The 23,161-nt window shown below is 48.4% G+C and carries 19 protein-coding genes; 4 read left to right on the forward strand and 15 right to left on the reverse strand.

Annotated features, from left to right (window positions below):
- Nucleotides 1-52: 52 nt before the first annotated feature.
- The 4 genes from BGO59_RS03490 to BGO59_RS03505 form a co-directional block, all read right to left on the reverse strand.
- A complete protein-coding gene (locus tag BGO59_RS03490) occupies nt 53-4,042 on the reverse strand; it encodes an AAA domain-containing protein (protein WP_293680591.1) in 3,990 nt (1,329 codons plus the stop codon).
- An 82-nt stretch (nt 4,043-4,124) separates the two neighbouring features.
- Nucleotides 4,125-5,318, reverse strand: a complete 1,194-nt coding sequence (locus BGO59_RS03495) for a PepSY domain-containing protein (protein WP_293680594.1) — start codon at nt 5,316-5,318, stop codon at nt 4,125-4,127.
- An 89-nt stretch (nt 5,319-5,407) separates the two neighbouring features.
- Nucleotides 5,408-7,789, reverse strand: coding sequence for a TonB-dependent receptor (locus BGO59_RS03500; protein WP_293680597.1), 2,382 nt, complete (start codon nt 7,787-7,789; stop codon nt 5,408-5,410).
- A 161-nt stretch (nt 7,790-7,950) separates the two neighbouring features.
- Complete coding sequence (locus BGO59_RS03505) at nt 7,951-9,006, reverse strand: TerC/Alx family metal homeostasis membrane protein (RefSeq protein WP_293680600.1); 1,056 nt, start codon at nt 9,004-9,006, stop codon at nt 7,951-7,953.
- Nucleotides 9,007-9,150: 144 nt separating this feature from the next.
- Here BGO59_RS03505 and BGO59_RS03510 point away from each other — a divergent pair, with 144 nt between their 5' ends.
- Nucleotides 9,151-9,891, forward strand: a complete 741-nt coding sequence (locus BGO59_RS03510; RefSeq protein ID WP_080054028.1) for a glycosyltransferase family 2 protein — start codon at nt 9,151-9,153, stop codon at nt 9,889-9,891.
- An 88-nt stretch (nt 9,892-9,979) separates the two neighbouring features.
- Here BGO59_RS03510 and lpdA read toward each other — a convergent pair whose 3' ends face one another.
- A complete protein-coding gene (lpdA, locus tag BGO59_RS03515; protein ID WP_293680607.1) occupies nt 9,980-11,380 on the reverse strand; it encodes a dihydrolipoyl dehydrogenase in 1,401 nt (466 codons plus the stop codon).
- Between the two features lie 299 nt (nt 11,381-11,679).
- Here lpdA and prfB point away from each other — a divergent pair.
- The 3 genes from prfB (at nt 11,680) to BGO59_RS03530 (ending at nt 14,325) form a co-directional block, all read left to right on the forward strand.
- A protein-coding gene (prfB, locus tag BGO59_RS03520) for a peptide chain release factor 2 (RefSeq protein ID WP_293680610.1) occupies nt 11,680-12,760 on the forward strand; the annotation gives its coding sequence in 2 pieces (ribosomal slippage) (nt 11,680-11,739 and nt 11,741-12,760; 1,080 coding nt in all).
- A 142-nt stretch (nt 12,761-12,902) separates the two neighbouring features.
- The gene (locus BGO59_RS03525) at nt 12,903-13,586 is read left to right on the forward strand and encodes an SDR family NAD(P)-dependent oxidoreductase (protein ID WP_293680613.1); all 684 of its coding nucleotides are present in this window, start codon (nt 12,903-12,905) and stop codon (nt 13,584-13,586) included.
- 112 nt (nt 13,587-13,698) lie between these two features.
- Nucleotides 13,699-14,325 carry an SGNH/GDSL hydrolase family protein gene (locus BGO59_RS03530; RefSeq protein WP_293681149.1) on the forward strand — a complete coding sequence of 209 codons (627 nt, stop codon included), beginning with the start codon at nt 13,699-13,701 and terminating at the stop codon, nt 14,323-14,325.
- 76 nt (nt 14,326-14,401) lie between these two features.
- Here the strand turns inward: BGO59_RS03530 and BGO59_RS03535 are convergent, their stop codons facing one another.
- From BGO59_RS03535 to BGO59_RS03580, 10 genes are all read right to left on the reverse strand, one after another.
- Complete coding sequence (locus BGO59_RS03535; protein WP_293680616.1) at nt 14,402-15,100, reverse strand: DUF2306 domain-containing protein; 699 nt, start codon at nt 15,098-15,100, stop codon at nt 14,402-14,404.
- Between the two features lie 135 nt (nt 15,101-15,235).
- Nucleotides 15,236-16,132 carry a LytTR family DNA-binding domain-containing protein gene (locus tag BGO59_RS03540; protein WP_293680619.1) on the reverse strand — a complete coding sequence of 299 codons (897 nt, stop codon included), beginning with the start codon at nt 16,130-16,132 and terminating at the stop codon, nt 15,236-15,238.
- An 8-nt stretch (nt 16,133-16,140) separates the two neighbouring features.
- The gene (locus BGO59_RS03545; RefSeq protein WP_293680622.1) at nt 16,141-16,764 is read right to left on the reverse strand and encodes a rhomboid family intramembrane serine protease; all 624 of its coding nucleotides are present in this window, start codon (nt 16,762-16,764) and stop codon (nt 16,141-16,143) included.
- Nucleotides 16,765-16,834: 70 nt separating this feature from the next.
- Complete coding sequence (locus BGO59_RS03550; RefSeq protein WP_293680625.1) at nt 16,835-17,806, reverse strand: polyprenyl synthetase family protein; 972 nt, start codon at nt 17,804-17,806, stop codon at nt 16,835-16,837.
- A 64-nt stretch (nt 17,807-17,870) separates the two neighbouring features.
- Nucleotides 17,871-18,695, reverse strand: coding sequence for a hypothetical protein (locus tag BGO59_RS03555; protein WP_293680628.1), 825 nt, complete (start codon nt 18,693-18,695; stop codon nt 17,871-17,873).
- A 67-nt stretch (nt 18,696-18,762) separates the two neighbouring features.
- Nucleotides 18,763-19,197 carry a nucleoside deaminase gene (locus BGO59_RS03560; protein ID WP_020600899.1) on the reverse strand — a complete coding sequence of 145 codons (435 nt, stop codon included), beginning with the start codon at nt 19,195-19,197 and terminating at the stop codon, nt 18,763-18,765.
- 76 nt (nt 19,198-19,273) lie between these two features.
- Nucleotides 19,274-19,960, reverse strand: coding sequence for an NUDIX domain-containing protein (locus BGO59_RS03565; protein WP_293680633.1), 687 nt, complete (start codon nt 19,958-19,960; stop codon nt 19,274-19,276).
- Between the two features lie 124 nt (nt 19,961-20,084).
- On the reverse strand, nt 20,085-20,738 hold the full coding sequence (locus tag BGO59_RS03570) for a hypothetical protein (protein WP_293680636.1): 654 nt from the start codon (nt 20,736-20,738) through the stop codon (nt 20,085-20,087).
- A 105-nt stretch (nt 20,739-20,843) separates the two neighbouring features.
- Nucleotides 20,844-21,701 (reverse strand): phosphodiester glycosidase family protein, encoded by an 858-nt coding sequence (locus BGO59_RS03575; protein ID WP_293680639.1) that lies wholly within the window; start codon nt 21,699-21,701, stop codon nt 20,844-20,846.
- Between the two features lie 128 nt (nt 21,702-21,829).
- Nucleotides 21,830-23,161, reverse strand: a 1,332-nt coding sequence (locus BGO59_RS03580) for a S9 family peptidase (protein WP_293680642.1), incomplete at its 5' end; no start/stop codon positions are given.

The raw sequence follows: 23,161 nt of genomic DNA on the forward strand, positions 1-23,161 counted from the left end.
ATTGAAGGCTCCTCCGACTTTTGCAACCACCACCATAATTATGGTTCATGCTTTAGCCTTGCCTGCGCCAGTACTCCCGGCTCCAGACCCGGCGGAAAGGCCATTTACGGGTAGTCAGCGCAATGGGCAGGTAAGCATGAGCCTGTTTCGTTGTCTGCTGATAATAGGAATCATCATCGGTCAGTACCAACGACTCGTACATATCATCGGCCTTAACGGTTAAATCGGCAAAGGGTAATTCAGGACGCCAGTCTGGGTATTCTACTGCCAACCTGGTTTTTAATAAGGAGCCCGAAGGCAAGGGTTGTTCCGGCTGCGGTGTAGGCTGAAACTGCTCCTGAGCCACGTTCAATGCGTAGGCCAGGTACGCTTTAAGCAACTTAGGCCCCTCATTGGCCGTATCAGCCACGTTTAGTTGGTCGGGCCACAGGCTCGTAATCACGTAAATTCGTTCACGGGCTCGTGTAACCGCCACATTCAATCGGTTTTCTCCTCCGCGTGCATTCAGACTACCAAAATTTGTCGATACACGGCCGCGTTCGTCGGGCGCATAACCCATGGAGAAGATAATAATATCGCGCTCGTCGCCCTGTACATTCTCTATATTTTTGACAAACAGATGTGACGCGGTGTTAGAAGGTAACGCGGAGGAGTGTCCATCCGACAGTTTGTCCGCGTTACTTTCCAGCATATCCTGAATTAGCTGCTGTTGTGGGTAGTTAAAGGTGACAACGCCAATGGATCGACCCGGCATTTCGGTTTGCAATTGCTCCAGAAGTTGTACAACCGCTTCGGCCTCAACGGGATTGGTATTCTGCTGCCAGATACCTTTTACATTCCGATAGCGGATGGCAGGTTCATGCTGGTTAACCTCCTCAAAATGGGGCAATAGCGAAAGTCTGTTCTGATAAAAATGCTCGTTCGAAAAACTGATCAAATCGAGTGAGCGACTGCGGTAGTGCTCCGTTAACGATACCTGCGGCAATTGCTGCGCGGCCAGTTCGAGCAAGGACTCAACCTCCAGTGCCACGGGCGTTTCTTCTTCCTGCTCGTTTTCGTCCAGGCGAGTTCGGTACAGATCGCTGGGGCGAAGCTGCTGATTATCGCCCGTTACAACTACCTGTTTGCCCCGTACAATGGCCGGAATACCGTTTTCGGCAAAACACTGCGAAGCTTCATCAAAAATCACCAGATCGAACAAGCCTTCCTGCAACGGAAACATCGCGGATACCGACTCGGGCGAAGCCAGCCAACAAGGTACCAGCTTAAACACTTCATCGGCAAAGGATTCCATCAACTTCCGAACAGGCCAAACATTCCGCTTCTTGGTAGTCTGATGAAGCAAATCGCGGTAAGTAACCACGTTATTCAATCGATTGAACGTCAGGTTTCGATAGGTTTGCTCACGAAGTTTCACCAGCAAAATATCGCGGCTGAGCGCTTGCTTTCGCTGAATACTTTCCTGCAAAGCCTGCTCCCATTGTGCCATTTTGAGCGACGATACGCTCCGCAGCTCTGGGTATAGCCCCTCAAGGTGATCGAGCCAGGCCCGGCGTAAGCTTTTATCAAATGCCTGTGTCCAGTCTGCCGGATTTAGGGCTTGTAGGCGTTCCATAACGAGTTGCTCCGCTTCCGAAAAACCTTCCTTTAACCGATCGGCTTCGATAAGCAAATCGAAATCATGCCGAAGCGCTTGACGCAGATTGGTAGCGAATGCATCATCCTGCCAGATTCGTTCGAGTTGATTGCTGGTCAGATAGACCGATGAGGTCGTACGTTGCTGCTCTATAGTTGCTGAAAGTGTCAGAAACAGCTTAACCAGTTCCGCAAATCGCTCATGCGTTTGCCAGCCGGATTCGGGCAGTTGCCGAAGTGGCTCAATCGCCCCTAGCCGTTCTACTACATGCTGCGCCCGACGCAGAAGACGCAAACTTTCCGGAGCTTCCGACAAGGGCAAACCCGCCAGCAACGTATTGGCTTCATGACGGACAGCTTCTAACCGTATGCGTTTATCGACTTTTACAGCCAATGTCTGTAAAGACGATTCCGATACATCCAGCGAATTGGCCGAAAGTACAGTCTGTAACTGGGTTTTACCCGCATTCGTCAACTGCCACCATTGCCAACTCATCCACGACGACCGAGCCGTGATCGCTTCGGCCAGGAGCGTACGGAAAGCACGTAAATCGGGGGTTGGGATTGATAACTCCGGCCCTGGACTTTCCAGTGTTTCGTCCCAGGCCTTCGCCAGTTGTTCCAGCTTTGTTTCGTCGGTAGTCAGAGCCAGATGGCCGGGCGTTCGTCTTAACTGCTGTATAACCTCCCAAAGCTGGGTGGCATCGTCCGTATCGAGCAAGGCCAGCAGGGCGGTTAATTCCCAATCGTGGGCCAGCCAATCTGCTAGTTGACTCAGGGAGAGCGATTGACCGACTAATTGACTCGTCTGTTGATTCGCCGTCTCACGCAGTTGTACCCATCGAACAATCGCCTGATCTGCTTTCCCTAAATCGGCATTGGAAAAGGCTGCGAAGCTCACCCGCTCCTTCCACAGATGCTCAGCACCTAATCGTTGTTGGTAAGCGGCAAAATCGGCAAGCCGCCGAACATAGTTATCCACATTAGACAAGTGAAATTGTGGATAACTATCACTTAAATCCACACTAAGCGCATCCGAATCGGTAGTCAGGTAGAGTTCTTTGGCCGAAACACCGCACTCGCTGGTATCGAACAGGGCTTTTTTAAAGGTTTCCAGCTCAGCGACTGTTTCATCGATACGCCGACTTTCCACCTCGAAATCGCGTTCGAGCAACACCGCGTTCAGGCTGTTATTCTGCTGTCGATACTCATCCAGACGGTTAATCTGTTCGGCAATTTGTGCGTATAAAGCGCGTCGATCATCCTGAAAATCATGGATCAGAGCTAAAAACGGCTCCATACCTACCTGACGCAATCGTTCCTGCACCACATCAAGCGCTGCCCGTTTCTGACAAACCAGCAACACGCGCTTTCCCGAAGCGGCCGCGTCGGCCATCAGATTGGCAATGAGTTGCGACTTACCCGTACCCGGTGGCCCCTGCACAACCAGACCATGCCCCGCCTTCACCGCCCGCAAAGCCGCTTCCTGCGACGCATCCATAGGCAGGGGAGTGTGGATGGATTTTTCTTTAAGGAGCGGGGAGTACGGGGAGTAGGGAGTGAGAAGTGAGGAGTTGCTGACGCGTATAGTACCGTCGGATGGCTCCTCACTCCTCACTCCTCGCTCCTCATAACTAATTAATTCCTCATAATCGGGTACCAGAAACGAGCCTGCCTGTGGAAAAATACCCAGCACCGCTTCCGGAAAGAGCTTCAGTTCACCCGTTCGTTCGAGCTGCGTTAAATCTTTACCCGATTGTTTGTTGAAAAAATGGAGCGAATCCGTGAATAACTCCTGGTTGAAATTGATTTCGAGCGGAGTGGTTTTGAGCCACTCGTAGAGTTGCGTTCGGAAAACAAGCGGGTCGCGGTCAAACTCATCAAATGTTTTTTCAACCACTTCGTCGGGCACCTTCACCTGGTTAAACTGCCCATAAGCCAGTGCCAGGGTTGGATTCAAAAACGCCAGCTCATCGCCCCGCCGGGTAAGTTTCCAGAATTTACCCTGTTGCTCAATTTGTACTGGAAAAAACAAAAGTGGCCCATGAATGACAGTATCGTCCAGAAATTTGCCTTTTACGAACGGCCAGCCTACATACAAATCTTCGGTTCCGCGCTCTTCTTCAATAAAGCGGGCGGTTCGGGCAATCCGGCGAAGCTTCCGGCTTACTTCGTTACTCCGCTCCTGACGAGGGTCCAGTACGTCGCAGAGTGCAATGGCAGGCTTTCGGCCAATGAGATCAGCGATGGTGGAAAAGGAAGGCTTGTTAAGCAGAAAATCCGTTTCCTGTAAATCCAGAAACTGCCCAGCGGGTAAACTGGTTAGAAGCAACGAGCGGTTACGGCTACTCAGGTTGGTTAAACGTCGGCGAAACGTGCGAAGAACGGTTTGTGACGGAATATTCACTGCGATTTTGACAGGATTTGCAAGATTGTCAGGTTAATAACGCTCCGCAAGGTAAAAAATCCTATCAATCCCAAAAATCCTGTCAAACAACCCGGCTCATTGGTCGATACGCCGTTTTCGCAGGCGTCGCTGTTGCAACGGGAGGTTTAGCATTTTTCGATTTTTTCTTCCGACGGCCCCACCAGATGATAAAGCCCGAAACGGGCAGACTGGCACATACGAGACTGGCACAAAACGCCAGAATTTTTCCGGGTAAACTCAATATAGCTCCGGTATGAATATCGTAGTTCATCCGGCGGAGTTTATCCCCAAATCCGGCTTTAACATAGGGTCCGGAATAAGGGCCGCCCATATCCAGCGGTTTCAGCGTCTGTTGGTCGAAGGTGTAATAATCGAGCTTGTAATACGTGCCCGGTTCGTAATTGACGTACGCAAAAATCGACTCTGACGGTTTCTCAGGACAGGAAATATAGATTCCGGCAGTAGCAGGTTTACGAACCGATAAGCGCTGCCAGACAGCATCAAGTGGCGAGTTGGCCAGTTGGGAAGCCGTTGTATCGGACAAAGGAATTTGAAACGCTGGCAGAGCTTTTCCTCCTGTTGTCGCCCAATAAACCGACTTCGAAAACCATTGTAGGCCAAAAACCAGGCCCGTCAATGCTAGTATCAACGCGAATACAAGCGCATAAAAACCTGGCACATTATGCAGATCGTAATTGACCCGTCGCCACTGTGCTTTCCATTTAATGGTAAAGCTCTTTTGTCGATTCGTCCTGTTGAGATTTTTCGGCCACCAAAGTACCATCCCTGTAATTAATAGGATCGTAAAAACCAACGTTCCGTAGGCAACAACTGGCTGACCGATGGATTCAGGTAACCACAGATAGTAATGACCGTGTAGAATGAAGTGAAAAAAGTCCGTCTCTTCGTCCGTTATGTGAAGCAATTTTCCGGTAGAAGGATTTAGATACACCTGATAGAAATAATCAGGGGCGGCCCCGTAAAACGAGACAATCGCACTTCGGCCCACACCTCCATAGGTGACGGCTTTAGCCAGCTTCCCCTTGATTTCTTTCTCGGCGATAGCTTTCAATCGGGAAGGCGGCAACGTCGCTCGATTATTGGCTACCTCCACAAATTGATAAGGCCGTAGAACCGTCTTGATTTCCTGTTCGAAAGCCAGAATACAGCCCGTAATCGCCACAATAAACACCAGCCCCCCCGACGCTAGTCCGAGCCAAAGGTGTAGTTTTCCAACCAGTTTTTTTGCCGTCATTGTCAGGTATACCGTAATTATCAGCTCTTAATCAAGACTCTTTTAACTCCTCCCCTGAAAGCTGGGGAGGAGTTTGAGAAATAAGCTATTTAAAATTTATATCCCAGGCTCAGTCGGAAATTGCGGGGAGCCTGCGCCTGCCAATAGTAGGCATTGCTCCATGAATAGTAGGCACCCGAATAGATATAGGCATCGAACAGGTTATTCACATTCAGCGCTACATTGAAGGGGCCAGTTTGCCAGGAAATAGCCGCATCAGCCTGGAACGAATTAGGCAACGTAGGATTCTTATCCACAGCATCCGAAAACCAGCCGTAGCGGTCAAGCTGCCATTGGTATCCCAGCGAAAGGCCAAGTCCCTGCACCGCACCTTTTTGTACCCGATACGACAACCAGGCATTAGTAACGTGTTTGCTAAAACCCGGAACTGGCAGATTCACATTTTTGGCTTCGGTATCCTTCGTAATTTTCGAATCTGTGTACGCATAATTGGCAATCAGATTCAGGCCCGATACGATTTCACCCCGGATGTCGAACTCAACCCCACTCGTTTGTGTCTGTCCAAGCTGAATCGAAAAATTCGGGTTGGTCGGATCAGTTGTCAGGACGTTATTTTTTGTGATTTTGTACGCCGAAATGGTCGAGTTCCAGCGGCCACCAGCCCAGTCTTTCTTCAAGCCAATTTCGGTGTTGTTACCCGTGATAGGCTTAAACGCATTCCCTTGTCGATCGGCCCCTGCCTGCGGAACAAATGCCTGATCGTAGAGTGCGTAAACAGACGTTTGCCTGTTCAGCGAAACACTCAGTCCAACCCGTGGTGTCGCTTTGGTAACATCCGTACCCGAACCGTATTGGCTGTCTTTTGTCGATGTAATCCGACCAGCCAGCGTCAGACGAACTTTATCCTGCAAAAACCGGAGCTCGTCCTGCACATAGAGTCCGCTGTATGACTGGCTCAGCACGTTGGCTCCTGCCCGGTTGATCAGGCTTTGCGAACGATCGAACCGGGGTAGTAAATTGGTGGGCAAGTAGTAGTTAGATGTATTCGCGTTGAAGACAAAATCTTTATCGTAAAGCGGAAAACTCTGGCCCCAGTCGGCAGAATATTTTTTGCTCCCTAAATCCAGACCTGCCAGAATACGGTGTGTAACAGGTCCCGTTGTTACATCACCATTCACAAAAACCTGCGCGAACTTTCCCTGGTTAGCCGCATCCCAGATACTGACACGCCGGTAAATATTACCATTGGCCTTAGCCGAATCGGCCCACATCGAGCTACCAAGCTGTGTTGAATTAAAGTAAGCCAACTGCCCCGTCAGTTTCCAGTTTGAGCTAAGCTGATGCTCCAGAATCAGGAAAGAGCTATGATCATTTATTTTCGTCGGATCGAGGTTGGCCGAGGCCAGTGAAATATTCCGGGGATAAACACCCAATCCCGTACCCGAAAAAACATACGCTGAACCAATCACCGACATCTGCGAAAATTGATAGGTGTATTCAGCCGTGATGGATGTTTTATCGCTCAGTTTATACTTCAGAACGGGCGCAATGGTGTATCGGTTGTTGTATTCAAAATCGCGGAACGAGCCTTTCGACTGACCCATGATGTTCAGGCGATAGAGCAGATTCCCATCCTGGCTTAGTTTCCCGTCCAGATCGAGCGTAGCCCGGTACGTATCGAAGCTACCCGTTGTCATGGCAAATTCGCCCTTCGTAAAACCAGTCGGTTTCTTGGTCACAACGTTATAAAAACCGCTCGGCTCGCCATTCGCCATCATGAAACCAGCCGGACCTTTCACAAATTCGATCCGCTCCACCATCGACATATCTTCGGCAAGTGGCCCCCAGGTCGATTCCACGTTCATCCCATTGCGGAAGGGCGCTACCCGCGAACCCCGCATGTTCAAACGAGCGTAGTTATCCCAGTGCTCCATGCGCGTAACCCCACTCACGTTGCGAGAAACCCCTTCCAGCATATCGAAAATCTGCTGGTCGGCAATCAGTTGGCGATTTATTACCTGCACATTCTGAGGCAGTTCGATCAGGGGCGTCTTAATCCGAAGGCTACTCGATGGAATATCAGCTTTATAGGAGTTTTTCCCCTCAACCGTCACTTCCTGAAGGGATTCGGCCGTTTCCAGCAATGTCAGATCCGTCAGGCGGGTTGTTTCGCCTGCAACCACATTTACCGTCTGTCGAACCCGCCCATGCCCTATACGGCTGATAACGATGGTTTGCTCACCGGCTGGAACCCGCTCGAGAACAAACTCGCCCTGATCATTTGTCGTAGTACCCACCCGACTATTCGTCAGGCGTACCGTTGCATGAGCTAGTGGTTGTGCCTGCGCTGTTATGATCCGTCCGGTAATGGTTCCGACTGACTGAGCATAACTAACTGTATGTAAAAAAGCCCCCCATAGCAATAGGGTAGCTGTTAAGAAATAACGTAACGTAGAATCTTTGGCTTCCATTTTATTTAGACTAATTCTAAAACAAAAGTAAAAGCCGTTCTGTAATACGCATCCTACGACCCTAAAAATTTATGAAACTTCTTTGTTTTATTATTTTTTACATAAAAAAGCGGCCTACAGGGTCATCCTACAGGCCGCTTTTAGATTTCAGCTAAGGCGTATTATTCTTTTTTCTCAGGTATGAGCCATGATGCAAGAACGCTTATGCTTAGTATGCCGATAATAACATATAACGAGTAAACAGGCTTGAAGCCCTGCTCCTTCAGCCAGTGTTCGGCCAGCATTTTTGCCCCAATAAAAGTCAATAGAAAAGCCAGACCGATTTTAAGGAAGCGGAACTGGCTCATAATGCTCGACAAGAAGAAGAACATAGAACGCAGGCCCATGATGGCGAATACATTGGAGAAGAAAACGATATACGGGTCTTTTGTAATCGAGAAAATAGCCGGAATGGAATCGACCGCAAAGACCAGATCGGTAAACGCAATCACGATCACGATAATGAATAGCGGAGTGACAAATAACTTTTGATCCGACTTCCGGCGAATGAAAAAATTATCGGTTACATTCCGATTATACACATTCAGGTATTTGCTGACAAACCGTACAACCGGATGTTTGGCTGGTTCAATCTTTTCATCTTCTTCTTTCTGAAAGAACAGTTGAACACCCGTATACACCAGAAAGGCGCCGAACAGGTACATGATCCATTCGAACCGTTGAATCAGCGCCGACCCTACGAAGATGAAAACGAATCGTAGAATAATGGCACCCAGAATACCCCAAACCAGAATTTTCTTGTAATAGCGCTCCCGAACGCCAAACGAAGTAAAGATCAGGATGAAGACAAAGATGTTATCGGCCGATAGTGAGTACTCGACCAGATAGCCGGTGATGTACTCCAATGCCATGTTGTCCTGAAAGCGAGCTAAACTGGCAGCAAAATTGCCGGGAACAAACTCAACATGGTCGGCATAGCTATCCCGTACCTCTTTCAGACGGGCAAATGTGTCGATACCATGAACCAGGTAGCCGTAGTTTTTCAGGAAAATGTAGAAAGCAACGGATAACGCCACCCAGATCGCACTCCAGATAGCGGCTTCTTTAAACTGAACGACATGACTTTGGCGCTTCGAAAATATGCCCAGGTCCAACGCCATGATAAAAAGAACGAAAGCTGCAAAGGCAAGAAAAAATACGGTTTCGCTTGAAAACATAAGTTGAAAGTATACAGGCAATTAAGCCCCTAAAGCAGACAGGCTGCTGGATAAACAACAAATCTACACTCAATATGACTAAGGAAGCTGCTTCAATTGTCAAATTTATTGGTATCGTAATGTTCTGCTTTTAATTTTGCCCCCATGTTCAATAACAAAAAAGTAGTTGTGGTGATGCCAGCCTACCGGGCAGCACTAACACTGGAACGTACCTACCGCGAAATTCCACTTGATCTGGTCGACGATGTTATCCTGGTCGATGATGCCAGTCCTGATAATACGGTCGAAGTAGCTCGTAGCCTAGGCATCAGGCATGTGATCCGCCATGATAAAAACAAAGGCTACGGCGGTAACCAGAAGACCTGCTACGCAAAAGCAATTGAGTTAGGTGCCGATATTGTAATCATGGTACACCCTGATTATCAATACACTCCTTTGCTGATACCGGCCATGACAAGTATCATCGGGAATGACTTGTATCCAGTCGTCTTTGCTTCTCGTATATTAGGAAAAGGGGCACTGAAAGGGGGCATGCCCATGTACAAGTATATAGCGAACCGATTCCTGACGTTTACCCAAAATCTGCTGATGAACCAGAAGTTGTCGGAATACCATACGGGCTATCGGGCTTTCTCGGGTGAGGTATTACGAAGTCTGGATTTTACGCACAACTCCGACGATTTCATCTTCGACAACGAGATGATCGCGCAGATTTTCTACAAGGGTTACGAAATCGGTGAGGTAACCTGCCCAACCAAATATTTTGACGAAGCGTCTTCGATCAACTTCAAGCGTAGTTCGATCTACGGACTTGGGGTTTTACGGACATCGCTCCTTTACTGCTTCACCAAGCTGGGCATTACCCACTGGAAGATTTTAAAGTAATACATAAATGAATAATGGATAATGCAGAATGAATAATGATACCAGACTGGCAGTCATTGTTCATTCTGCATTATCCATTATTCATTTATTACAGGTGAATCGCTTCGCCGTAAGCTGCTTCGGTAGCATCTTTAATCGCTTCCGACATAGTTGGGTGTGGGTGAACGGCTTTCAGAATCTCTTCGCCAGTGGTTTCCAGCTTACGAGCGGCCACGACTTCGGCAATCATTTCGGTTACGTTGTTACCGATGAAGTGAGCGCCCAGGAATTCGCCGTATTTGGCATCAAAAATCACCTTCACAAACCCTTCGGGAGTACCGGCCGCTTTGGCTTTACCCGACGCTGAGAACGGGAATTTACCGACTTTCAGCTCATACCCGGCTTCGCGGGCCGCTTTCTCGGTATATCCTACCGAAGCAATTTCGGGGGTGCAGTACGTACAACCCGGAATATTATTGTAGTTGAGCGGCTCAACGTGCGGCAGGCCAGCAATTTTTTCCACACAAATGATGGCTTCGGCTGAAGCTACGTGCGCCAGCGCCTGTCCTTTTGTACAGTCGCCAATGGCGTAATAGCCATCTACGTTAGTCCGGTAATAATCGTCTGTTACAATTTTACCCCGATCTACCGAAATACCCGTTTCTTCGAGGCCAATGTTTTCGATGTTCGCCACTACTCCTGCCGCCGACAGAACAATATCGACGTCGAAGGTTTTCTCGCCATCGGGTGTTTTCACAAACACTTTGCAACCATTGCCGCTGGTATCGACTTTCGTTACTTCAGACTTCGTATAGATATCGATGCCAATTTTTTTGTATTGCTTGGCCAGTTCTTTCGAGATGTCTTCGTCTTCAACCGGAACCACGTTCGGCAGGAATTCAACGATGGTCACTTTCGTACCCATGCTGGCGTATACATAGGCAAACTCAACGCCGATAGCTCCTGAACCAATCACCAGCATCGAGTCGGGCCGTTTTTCCAGCGACATGGCTTTCCGGTATTCAATCACTTTTGTGCCATCGATAGGGACGCTTGGCAATTGACGAGCCCGCCCGCCAGTGGCAATAATGATGTGTTTGGCTTCATATTCGGTCACTTTCCCATCGGCAGACGTCACGTCGATTTTCTTGCCGGGTTTTACTTTTCCGTTGCCAAAGATCACATCAATTTTATTCTTTTTCATCAGGAACTGTACGCCTTTGCTCATGCTTTCGGCTACACCCCGGCTCCGCTTGATCACAGCACTAAAATCGGGTTTCGACTCACCCGAAATCGTGATGCCATAATCGGCAGAGTGCTTGATATATTCAAAAACCTGCGCCGATTTCAGCAGAGCTTTGGTAGGGATACACCCCCAGTTCAAACAAATACCACCTAAGCTTTCGCGCTCGATGACGGCGGTTTTTAATCCCAACTGCGACGCGCGAATGGCAGCTACATAGCCGCCCGGCCCGCTACCCACAACGATTACATCGTACTGTGAAGCCATTATCTATGAATGAATAATGTAGAATGATTAATGAAATGCTCTTATCAAGCAAACGCAAAGGTAGGGCGAAAAGTTGATACGGGAATTACCTTGCTGATTTAGGGCTATTCATCATTGGTAAACGGTAGGTATTGGCCCGAAACCCTGGCCCACACAGTTTTGTTCTATCTTTGTATGTTGAATGATAGCACAGTGATACACAGAGGCCCATTGAGATGGACAGACGTTTTCTGTATTCTCTTTGTTTTTACCGTGTATCTCTTTGCTATCACTACTTTTAAAACGTTTACGACAAGTTCATGACAACTGACCAGTTGACCGACTTGAGAGCCAGAGTAGAGGCTCTGAGGGGGTATCTTTGACTACGATTCCAAGAAAGAACAATTAGCTGAACTCGAACAGCAAACCTTCCAGCCCGAATTCTGGAATGATGCCGCCCGTGCCGAAGGGGTAATGAAACAGGTTCGTGGCCTGAAAGGCTGGATCACTGGTTTCGAAAACCTGAACAGCCAATTCGGTGACCTCGAAACCCTCTTCGAATTTTACGAAGCCGGTGAAGTGACTGAAGAGGAAGTCGATGAGGAAGGTAAAAAGGTAAAAGCCACGCTGGAAGACCTTGAACTCAAAAAAATGCTCGGCAACGAAGAAGATCAGCTTAGTGCTGTACTCGAAATCAATGCCGGAGCGGGTGGTACTGAAAGCCAGGACTGGGCCGACATGCTGTACCGGATGTATATGCGTTGGGCCGAAAAACACGGCTATAGCCTGAAGCAAGTCGACTACCAGGAAGGTGATACGGCAGGAATCAAGTCGGCTACCATTGAGGTCGACGGGCCGCTGGCGTATGGTTTTCTGAAATCCGAAAATGGCGTTCACCGACTCGTTCGGGTGTCGCCTTTCGATTCCAATGCGCGTCGGCATACTTCATTTGCCTCTGTTTTTGCCTACCCACTGGTCGATGATACCATCCAGATCGACGTTAACCCAGCTGATATTGACTGGGATACGTTCCGGTCGGGTGGTGCAGGTGGCCAGAACGTCAACAAGGTTGAGACGGCCGTTCGCTTGCGGCACCGACCATCGGGGCTTATTATCGAATGTCAACAGGAACGCAGCCAATTGCAGAACAAAGAAGTAGCTATGCGTCTGCTGAAATCGAAGTTGTACGAGATTGAGGTTCAGAAACGTAATGCCGCTCGTGCCGAAGTCGAAGCCGGAAAACAGAAAATAGAATGGGGCTCACAGATTCGTTCGTATGTTCTGGATGACCGGCGGGTAAAAGATCACCGTACGGGCTATCAAACATCGAATACCGACGCGGTGCTTGATGGCGATTTAGACCCGTTCATTAAGGCGTTTTTGCTAGAACAGGAAGTCTGAACCGGAAACAAGATTTTGGCGATTAAACTGACTTCTTAATTTTTTTGATTATGAAGGGGCATTGAGTTTCAGAACTTGATGCCCTTTGTTTTTTAAACCCTATTTTGCATCAATCTGTTGAGTAGGCAAATTCTTCACTACCATGAAAACGATATTGATTACGGGTGCATCGGGTGGGCTGGGCCAGGATGTAGTGGCTTATTTACACGAACAGGGTTATTCTATTTTGGCAACGGTTGGCTCAGACCGTCATCTGGATGCGTTCAAGGACTTACCGAATGTGACTACCAGCAGGCTAAATGTGGTTGATGAAAAAAGTGTAGCTGATTACGTAGCTACCCATCTGTCCGTTGATATCCAGGCAGCTATTTTGCTGGTAGGTGGTTTTGCGATGGGCAATCTTCAGGAAACAACGCCCGATCTGATTCAACAGATGGTTGACATCAATTTTTTGTCGGCTTTCAATCTAGTCAAGCCGCTAATGAGCCGATTCGAAGCACAGGGCGGAGGTCAGTTTATCTTGATCGGTGCACGCCCGGCGCTTCGGCCGACCGACGGTAAAAATGTAGTAGCCTATGCCCTCGGCAAATCCCTGATTTTTCAGTTGGCTGACCTGATTAATGCCGATGGGAAATCCAAAGGTATCACCGCATCCGTACTTGTACCAAGCACCATCGACACGCCCACTAATCGGGATGCAATGCCCGATGCTGACGCCAGCCAATGGGTTCCGGCCCACAACATTGCCGAGACAATTGGATTTCTGCTCAGCGATACGGGCCAGATGATGCGCGAAACGGTTATCAAACTCTACAACAAAGCCTGATTGCCAGAACCGGCCGGGCGAAAACTACTTTACACCAGCTATGCTAAAACTGATGTTTTTTGTCGCCCCGCTCCTATTGACCTCCCTACTACCTATCCCGGAACCTACTCAGATGAACCCATCCACTACGCTGGCTGCATATTCCTTTTTGTCGCTTGGTGATTCGTATACCATTGGCGAAAGTGTTGGTGAAGCGGATCGTTGGAGCGTTCAACTGGCTGGCCTCTTACGCAAAGAAGGAATTGATGTAGCCAACCCAACCATTATTGCTCGCACCGGATGGACAACTGCCGAACTCCAGGAGGCTATTAAAGCCAGTGGCAATCAGAAAACATACAGTCTGGTTTCACTGCTTATCGGCGTCAATAACCAATACCGAGGACAAAGCCAGGAGCGTTATCGGATCGAGTTTCGGGAGTTGCTCCAGACAGCCATCCATTTTGCGGGCGGAAAAGCCGCACATGTATTTGTACTATCGATTCCAGATTGGGGAGCCTCGCCATTTGCTGCGGGACGAGACAACGCTAAAATTGCTCAGGAGATTGATCAGTTCAATACAATTGCCAAAGAGGAATGTCAGAAAGTCCATATCTCTTTTGTCGATATTACACCTTTAACTCGCTCGGCGGCTGGCGATGCCACGCAATTTGCCTCGGATGGACTGCATTATTCGGGCAAGCAAATGAAGCAGTGGGCCGAAAAAGCATTATCTATAGCTAGAGACCTATTGAAGAAATAGAATCGTCTATCTGGAAAAACCTTTGCAGACTGGCTACAAATCACTGATTTCTGTCCGCGTTACGGCAAGCCTGGCCTTATGCTGCCACAGCCACTTTCGGGGTATTAAATTTCTTTTTGTAATACGCCACTGTTCGGCCAATGAGCATACCTCCAACAACGCTAGGGACAATCCAGCCAGCAGTATACATCCATTCGGGCGCATTAGAAGGTAGCAGGCGAGGCAAATTCGTTACTAGAGCCGCCGTAAATGTAGCAATATACGAGCCCCCCATACGAGTAAAATGCTGAAAAAACCAATGCATTTTCTCGATAGGTTTCGCCATAAACTGTAGATCCCGTCCGGCAAATACCAAGGTCAGAGTTCCGAAGAATGAGAATAAAATGGGAAAGAACGAAGCCCCTCGTGTCAGTAATAAATACCCCCCAAAACCGATCATAGCGAAGCTAACAACTAGAGTGACCCATGTGAGCCCTTTATCGAAAGAAGTAGGACCTGCCTTTTTCTGTTTCGTAGCCCGCCAGCCCGTCATACTCAGATAAAAACTGAACACAGCGATACCTGTCAGAAACAACCGCATCATTTTAAAGGGTTGTAAACCGCACAGAAGCAAGGCTGTAATGGCAACAGTTATCATGCAATAGACATAGACGAGTCCGGCACGATTGTGCAGGCGGCCTCCTTTTTTAGCAATCATCGGAATCAGACCAACCAGTAGCGCAATTGAACCTGTAGCAACGTGAACTATAAGCAGTGAGCTGAGGAGCGTTTTCATGACCGTTTTCGGTTTGTTGTTCGTTGAGACAAACCTACAAGAGCCAGGCATTTAACTAGTGAAAATAGGGGTAAACAGCATCATTAGGGATGTTTGGTAAGCCTACTACGCATCAGGGACGAATGGTGGGGTATTTTACAAGGATTTCAGTTCGGCGACCAGCGTTTCGTTATACTGGCGTGCCACCGGAATCTGGAACTGACCGCCAAGGATATGCAGCTTATAGCCCTGTGCATTACCTGTTACGCGCTCAACCCGATTTAAATTAACGACATACGACCGATGGCACCGAACAATATGGGGTTGTGCAATCTGCTTTTCCAGACGACTCAGGCTACTCCGAAGTAGAGGTTTTGCAATGTGGTTATTTTTGAGGTAAACAACGGTGCAGTAATTATCGCTCGATTCGATGTATAGCAGTTCACTGGCAGCTAGTATCAGGTTATCTTTTTCGTTTTCCGCCACCAAGGTTAGTGAATGTGCTATTTGTGGAATCACTCCCACTTCCGTCTCCTTTTGCCCTGGTTGCTCATCAGCAGATAGACTATGGATGGGCAATGTAGCAGCGGCCTGACTATATTTTTTAAGTTGCCGAATGTAATTGAGCGACACCAACCCCACGACCGGAAAAATCCCAACCGAAAACGTTATTAAAATGGCTCCAAACCAGCTCATGCCGCTATGGCCAGTAGCCCCTAACAGCGTTCCTAAATAAAACTGGTTGGCAATGGCAATGAGCAGAATGTTAGCAATAACGAAGATAATTTCCCGGCCTACGGTCCACTGTTCTTCGCTGAATGGCTTGGGAAATAACCGTCGCCAGACAATAAAATTGAAGGCTGTGACAAGAAAAGTTACCAACCCAAACCCAGCAATTTTAAGGTCCTTGTTTGGCGTATCCCAGTTGTTAATACCAAACGGCTGAAAAATCCATAAAAACAGACCGACAAACAGGCCAATGAGGGCTGCCTTTTGCAACTCCCGGCCCGGCGAGTCCTCAGATGGGTAAGGCTGATTGAGGAATCGGAACATAGTAAGGGTTAAAACAGACGCCAGCCCGCAATCTGTTCGATAAACTGGGAAAGCACAGGTGGGTACACAATAATCATAAACAACACCCCAAACAACGCCCCGTAGAAGTGTGCATCATGATTGATGGCACTCAGGCCTCTGCGCGATTCATAGTAAGAATAGGCCAGATATAAAGGGCCGAAAATGAAGCCGGGAATTCCAATCGGGATAAAAAACAGGTAGATGGGGTTTAGTGGCCTGAACAGGATACCAGCAAAAATAATGGCCGATACTCCGCCCGAAGCCCCAAGCGAGTTATAATTTGGGTTGTTGCGGTTCTTGAGCAGCGTCGGAATATCCGAAACTATAATGGCTACCAAATAAAATCCGATCAGATAAATAGGACCACTCCCACCAAACAATGCATAAAAAACCTGCTCGATAAAGCCACCAAAAAAATAGAAGCTGAGCATGTTAAAGATTAGGTGGCCCCAATCGGCATGTAAAAAACCGGAGGTGATGAGCCGATAGTATTGCCCTCGGTGCACCACCTGGTACGGATTCATAACCCAGCGGTCCATCAGGCTGTAATCTCTCCAGGCCATCATACTGATGATGACTGTAGCCACAATGATTAATAGCGTAATACTCATAAGTTATATAGATGTATAGTGTATGATACATAATGCAAACTACATCCTATATCATACGTCATACATAATTTCAGCTTTCTCTCTCGACCAGTTGTCGGGTAAATTGAATTAACACATTTTTTCGGTCCGTGTCCGCTTTCACCTGATCGAAATTAGCAAACCCACAGGCAAAATAGTCATTAATACGGGCTTCGGTCTGCTGACGGATACCCAATTGGTCGTAAATAGCGGTTATCGCTTTCACTTTTTCACGCTTATCGAATTCGGTTTTCGCAAGCCAGCCCGTCAGTTCATCCAGCAGCGGCCCTTTTGCCTGTTGTAAGGCCTCAATGAGTAGAAACGTTTTTTTATTAGCGATAATATCCCCACCTACCTGTTTACCGAACTTCGCCGGGTCGCCATATACGTCCAGCAGATCATCTTTTAACTGAAAACCAATGCCAATGTTCATACCGCCTTCATAAAGATGTTGAGTCGTCTCAGCATCAGCCCCGGCAATCAATCCCCCCAATTCAAGCGCATATCCAAGCAGGACAGACGTTTTCAGACGGATCATATCGATGTATTCGGACTCGGTTACGTCCCAGCGCGTTTCAAAATTCATATCCATCTGCTGACCTTCACACACTTCGGCGGCTGTTCGGCTAAACCGCTCCAGGGCCGGTTTAAGTCGGTCGGGCTCTACAGCGAGCAACAATTGGTAGGCATTGACAAGCATGACATCGCCCGATAGGATGGCCACATTTCCGTTCCATTTTTCATGAACGGTAGGCTGTCCCCGACGCAAGGGGGCCTGGTCCATAATGTCGTCGTGCATGAGCGTGAAGTTGTGAAATACTTCCACGCCCAGCGCAGGCCGAACGGCTTTTCGCCAGTCGTCGGTAAACAGAGAAGCAGCCATCAGAGTCAGCAGCGGGCGCATCCGCTTGCCGCCAAGGCTCATAATGTACCGAATCGGGTCGTAGAGTTCAGGCGGGTATTGCCCATATTGAAGGGTTTGTAGTTCGACTTGAAGGGCATCAACAAAAATTGCTGGACTCATTCGGGTGGGGCAGGGTCAGTTCTGCTAAGTGAGAGGCCAAAAATAAGCAAAAGCCCTCAAAACCCTAACGTCCAATCATTCGGCGGTAACTTCGCTGGTGTGGTGTAATGATCACAAATACCAACCGCCCCATGACTACAAAATAACCGTCATTTTTGCCCGTATTGCCGCGTATTTCACCAGGCAGGTTCAGCGTTGTTCCCAGTTCGGCACGTCGGTCAGCCAAAGCAGCTCCTAACGCACTCATGCCCGTTTTGTCTCGATAGAACGAACTGACATCATCCAGATAATCGCTCAGCACGTGCGTATACGTGCCTTCCAGATTGACTCGAAAACGTTCGGTCGCCATCAGGGGTATGCCCAGCCCATACCGAACAATGCCCGCCAGCCGATTATAGCCTATTCCCTCCGTTTGCAGTGGTGCTAAACTTACTGACTGGCCCTGATAAATGGCCTTGGGCGTCATATAGGTTAGTCCGCCACCTACCAGTGCGTAAGGAATAGTGGCCCGGTATGGGTCATCGATGGGCCAGAAGTCCACCTGCACCCCGCCCCAGACATCAGGATTCAAGCTTTGAAACGACAGGTTATTGTAGTAATTGCGGGTGTATTTCTGTTTGGCGTAGATATAATATAACTGAGCCTCGATCCGATAGGAAAGTCGGGTCGAGGCTCGGTACGAAGCAGCCAGATTAAACGCACCACCGAGTTGCAGATGAGCCAGATTACCAAACTGAGCCAGATCGCCTGTATAGTGGGTGATGCCTGCACCAGCATGAAGTAGCCAGGTCCCAGGTTGTTCTTTCCAGATTCTGGAGCGTTGCGCCAGCGATATGTTTATACAAAAAAGACAGGCCGTTACCCAAAGAATATATCGTAGATACGTCACAAAGGCAGGTCGTTACAATGACAACCATGTGACGAATTAAACCAACAAAGGTAACTTAAGATCGGTTTTACAACTCTCCAATATCCTCGTTCCAGAGGGTTGGTTTTTCAGCGATGAACTGCTCCATCATTTCCACACATTCCGGCAAATCGAGGTCAATGACTTCAACGCCATGCTGTTCCATGAATTCACGTGCTCCGGGAAACGTCCGCGACTCACCGACAATCACTTTCGGAATCTTAAACTGCACAATGGTTCCTGCGCACATGTAGCAGGGCATCAGCGTCGAATAAATAACGGTATCCTTGAACGAACCAACGCGCCCTGCATTGTTCAGGCAGTCCATTTCGCCATGCAGAATCGGGTTGTCTTCCTGTACCCGTTTGTTGTGCCCCGATGCGACCAGTACACCATTTTTCACGAGTGACGATCCGATCGGAATTCCGCCTTCACTTAAACTTTTTCGGGCCTGACGAATGGCCTCCTGCATAAATTCGTCCATAAGTTCTAGGTTTTCGGTTTATGATGTACAGTGGCTACCGCATGAATTAATTTGGTGTCAGTCACGGTATACCAAACTACAACAATTTCATCGTCTCGTAATCGCCAACATGCTTTAAATAGAGGAAATTAAGTAAAAGGCCGTTAACGTTCGTAATCAGTTTATGGGATTCAGGAATCGTAGCTACTACACTGACGATGCGTTCGTGTTCCGACTGGCTTCCCATGTTTTTATGATGGAACGACATGATTTCTTCCCGCGTCATTTCGCGCTCGACATAGAAAAAATGCATGCCCTCGTCGCTGGTGCCTGTACTTGGATACCAAACGCGTGGATTCAATTTGGTTAGTTCGCTGGCCGTTACGGTCAGGCCCACTTCTTCTCCAATCTCACGGGCAGCCACATCATCGGCGGCATCGCTGGCATCGACCATACCGGCCGGGTGTTCATAGATCTGAGAACCATCAGCAATGCGCCGTTGCTTGACCAGTACGACAAACTTTTCCTTCGTCTCTTTGTCGATCAGGCAGACCAGCATAGAAGCAGCATGCCCTTTCAGAAACAGCGCAGGTGGAATTTTATCTCCTTCAGGCGTATCGGCATCTACTTCGAGCATGGCAAACAATACTTCGCCATTATGCCGCCTACGAATGTAGAAATCGTTGATCGTATTGATTTTCATCCCATTCGCTTCCATCTGGCTTTTCCAGTAGCGAAACTTATGGGCTTCTTCTAGCGCTTCAATCGTTTGGTTATCGCTCATATCCATTGGTTAATAGTCAGCAAAAATAAACCGCTAAGGCGCAATAGACGCAAAGAATTATTGATAGGCAATTCTTTGCGTCTATTGCGCCTTAGCGGTTTGCAAACTAATTCAGCGCAGGCATCTATTTGATTTTGAGCCGAATTTTTCCGTTTGAAATCGCGATTTCGTCTTTCTTATCCTGCTTTTTATAGCCGTTTCCTTCGGGGTCAATGTCAGAATCATAGCCAGATGCTTTGGTGATAGCTTTATCTTCCATTTTACTCATCAGCCGACCAACGCCCCCAAACACCGTAGCGGATGCTTTCTCTTTCCAGTAGGTTCCGGCCAGTTTACCCGAAAAAGTAGCTTCCAGTGTTCCATCGGCCGCCTTAGTGACCACAACCGTCTCGTCATTGTTCTGTGAATCGCCTACATGGTACTCCATGCGGGGCTCACGCGTTTCTTCGATGTAGCGGATAGCGGCAATGCCTTTATACTTTTCCAGCCCTTCGTATTTTTTCCTATACTCTTTCCGATAAGGGTCACGGGCATCAACCACCACGTATGTACCGGGTTCAAGCGCATCCTCACCATTGAAACTTCCTAGCCAGATACGGAGTGATTTATCTGGCTTGACGGTATTAGCGGTTATCCACCAGTAGTTACCGATTCTGATCCGACGTGGTTGCGTCGTAAAGTCCTTTCCATCAACTTGAGCAGTCAGGGTATTGTCGTTTGCAATCTGGCCAAATGAGGCTGTCGCTGTTAAGAGTAGGCTAAAAAAAAGTAAGCGCATAAGGGTATGTATCTAAGACAAGTAACAGTTGTAAACTTATTGAAATAAATACTACGATGCTATTTCGCTTGATTGTTCGGTCAATGACTTTAGTCGCCCCATTTTTTACCGGATTATTAGGGCATTGCTAACGGGTCGTTCGCCGGTATGAATCCACTGCTTGCTATCGGACGGATAGTTGACCACACCCTGATTCCCCTTACCTACCGTCCTGATCCAGAGTGTGGTAGACCCTCCCCCGTCGAAATTAATGGCATCACGACAACCCAGCCAGCGCATAAGGCTCGTCAGTTCATGCAGGTTCATGCCTTGTGCATTGGCGTTACGCCCATCGACTGTTGCCAGAACAAGCCGTTTACGTGGCCCAATGCACAGACAGGTACGGGGATGGCGGTTATCGTTGAAGGCATTCGCCAGTAGCTTATGCGGTTCACCGTTTTGCAGCAAAAGCGGTCCGGTCGTCATCACATGTTCGTCCGAAAGCTGACGATCCCAGCCGGGTTTATCTCCACCAAAAACAATCTTTACCCGGTTATTATGAATGACAATAGCGGCCTGCTGGTGTTCAATGAGAGACTTTCCCGTCACCCGCGTCGTATCCATCAGTTTCCCATCCACTTTTATCAAATCGACCGAGCCACCGTTTTTGGTATCGAAGAAGGTGCCATTCAGGGCAACCAACGCGCCAAATTGCTCACCAAACCAGCTTGTGGGTTTTAGGCTGCCCCCCGCCGAGGCCAGTGCCACCGTCGGGCGTCGACGTCGGTTTTTTAGTACGACCAGATTGACATTCTGTTTGGACCCGAACAAACTATCGAAATGAGCTTCCTGCCAAACAACTTGTCGGGTTATACGAGTTGTTCGCCAGTTCGCTTTTTTGACTTGTATCGAATCGGGCGTTGGTTGCGCATAGGATGCAATCGCTATAAACCCAACTAGTATCAGCATTACACAGTTTCTCATGACTGAGCGGTTAAAACAAATAGAACCGTTTAAAATAGAACACGGATTTTTATGATGATTATGATCTTAATGAATCATAACGATCATAAAAATCCGTGTTCTATTTTAAACGGTTTATTAAGCTTGTATTATTTCTGCGATAATCCCTGTGCCTCAGGGCCTACATACCGCTCAAAGAATTCATAAATACGCAGCAGCCGATCAATTCGCTGACGAACGTTACCAGAGCGGCTCAACTCATGGGTAGCACCGGGCATACGAACATACTCAACCGGGCGACCGAGTATTTTCAGGCTTTTGTACATCATCTCGCTCTGAATTGCTCCCGTCCGAAGGTCGTTTTCACCATGCTTGATAAGTAATGGCGTTTTGATGTTTTGCACAAATGTATAGGGAGAGTTGGCATCCAGAACCTTGGCCTCGGGTGTCCAGGGGTAGGCGAAATAATTGGGAACCAACCGCCAGGCATTGCCTTCGCCCAAAAAGGTTGTGAGGTCATAAACACCCCGTTGCGCAAAAGCGGCTTTAAATCGGTTATCGTGACCAACAATCCAGGCTGTCAGATAGCCCGCATACGAACCACCCGTAATCACCTGACGACTGGTATCGACCCAGGCTTCTTTGGCAGCAGCGCTTTCGGCCGCCAGTACATCTTCAGCAGGGCCGGTCCCCCAGTCTTTGATATTAGCCCGTTGGAAAGCGATGCCGTACCCACCCGAACCGCGCGGATTGGCATACACGACACCATAGCCCTGCGAACACATGTACTGAAACTCGTGCCACATAGACGCTTCGCCTGGTCCCCACATGGCCGTGGGGCCACCGTGCATATTGAGCAGAAGCGGGTATTTTTTAGAAGCCTCAAAAAAAGTGGGCTTCATAATCCAGTAGTCGACCGTTTGGCCCAGCGAATTCTTGTACGTATGTTTTTCAGGAAAACTAAGCTGGCGTTGGGCGACCCAATCGTTGTGATTGCTCAGTTTCGTTTGTGACTTAGCCGACGCATCGGCAACGTACAGTTCGGAGGGGTTAGACACTTCGGTTTTTGCCAGAACTACCTGATTATTGGCGGCATCGAAAGCGGTAACACCTGTTTCAAAATCGGTTAATTGCGTTACCTGCCGGGTTGCCGGGTCAAGCTTATACAGCGGAATGCCACCGTTAGACGAAGCGGTAAAATAGATCGCATAGCTGGAAGTGGTCTTTTTGCCTTTTGCAGCGGTAGCTACTTCAGTCCATACCAGATTACCAGCCGCCCGGTCGAACGTAACGAGTTGAGGGTTTGAAGCCGTTGGGCCGTTCAAGGTGGCCAGCCCGATTTGCGGGAAATTAACCCCTTCTGACGGACTAACCAGAAAAGCCAGTTGTTTGCCATCGGGAGAAATTTCAGGGGCACCGTAGCTCTTACCGGCTTCGCTCAATACGGCTGTTACCTTACCCGAACCATCGGCAGGAACAAA

Source organism: Spirosoma sp. 48-14 (assembly GCF_001898575.1).
In the GTDB taxonomy this organism is placed as follows: Bacteria; Bacteroidota; Bacteroidia; order Cytophagales; family Spirosomataceae; genus Spirosoma.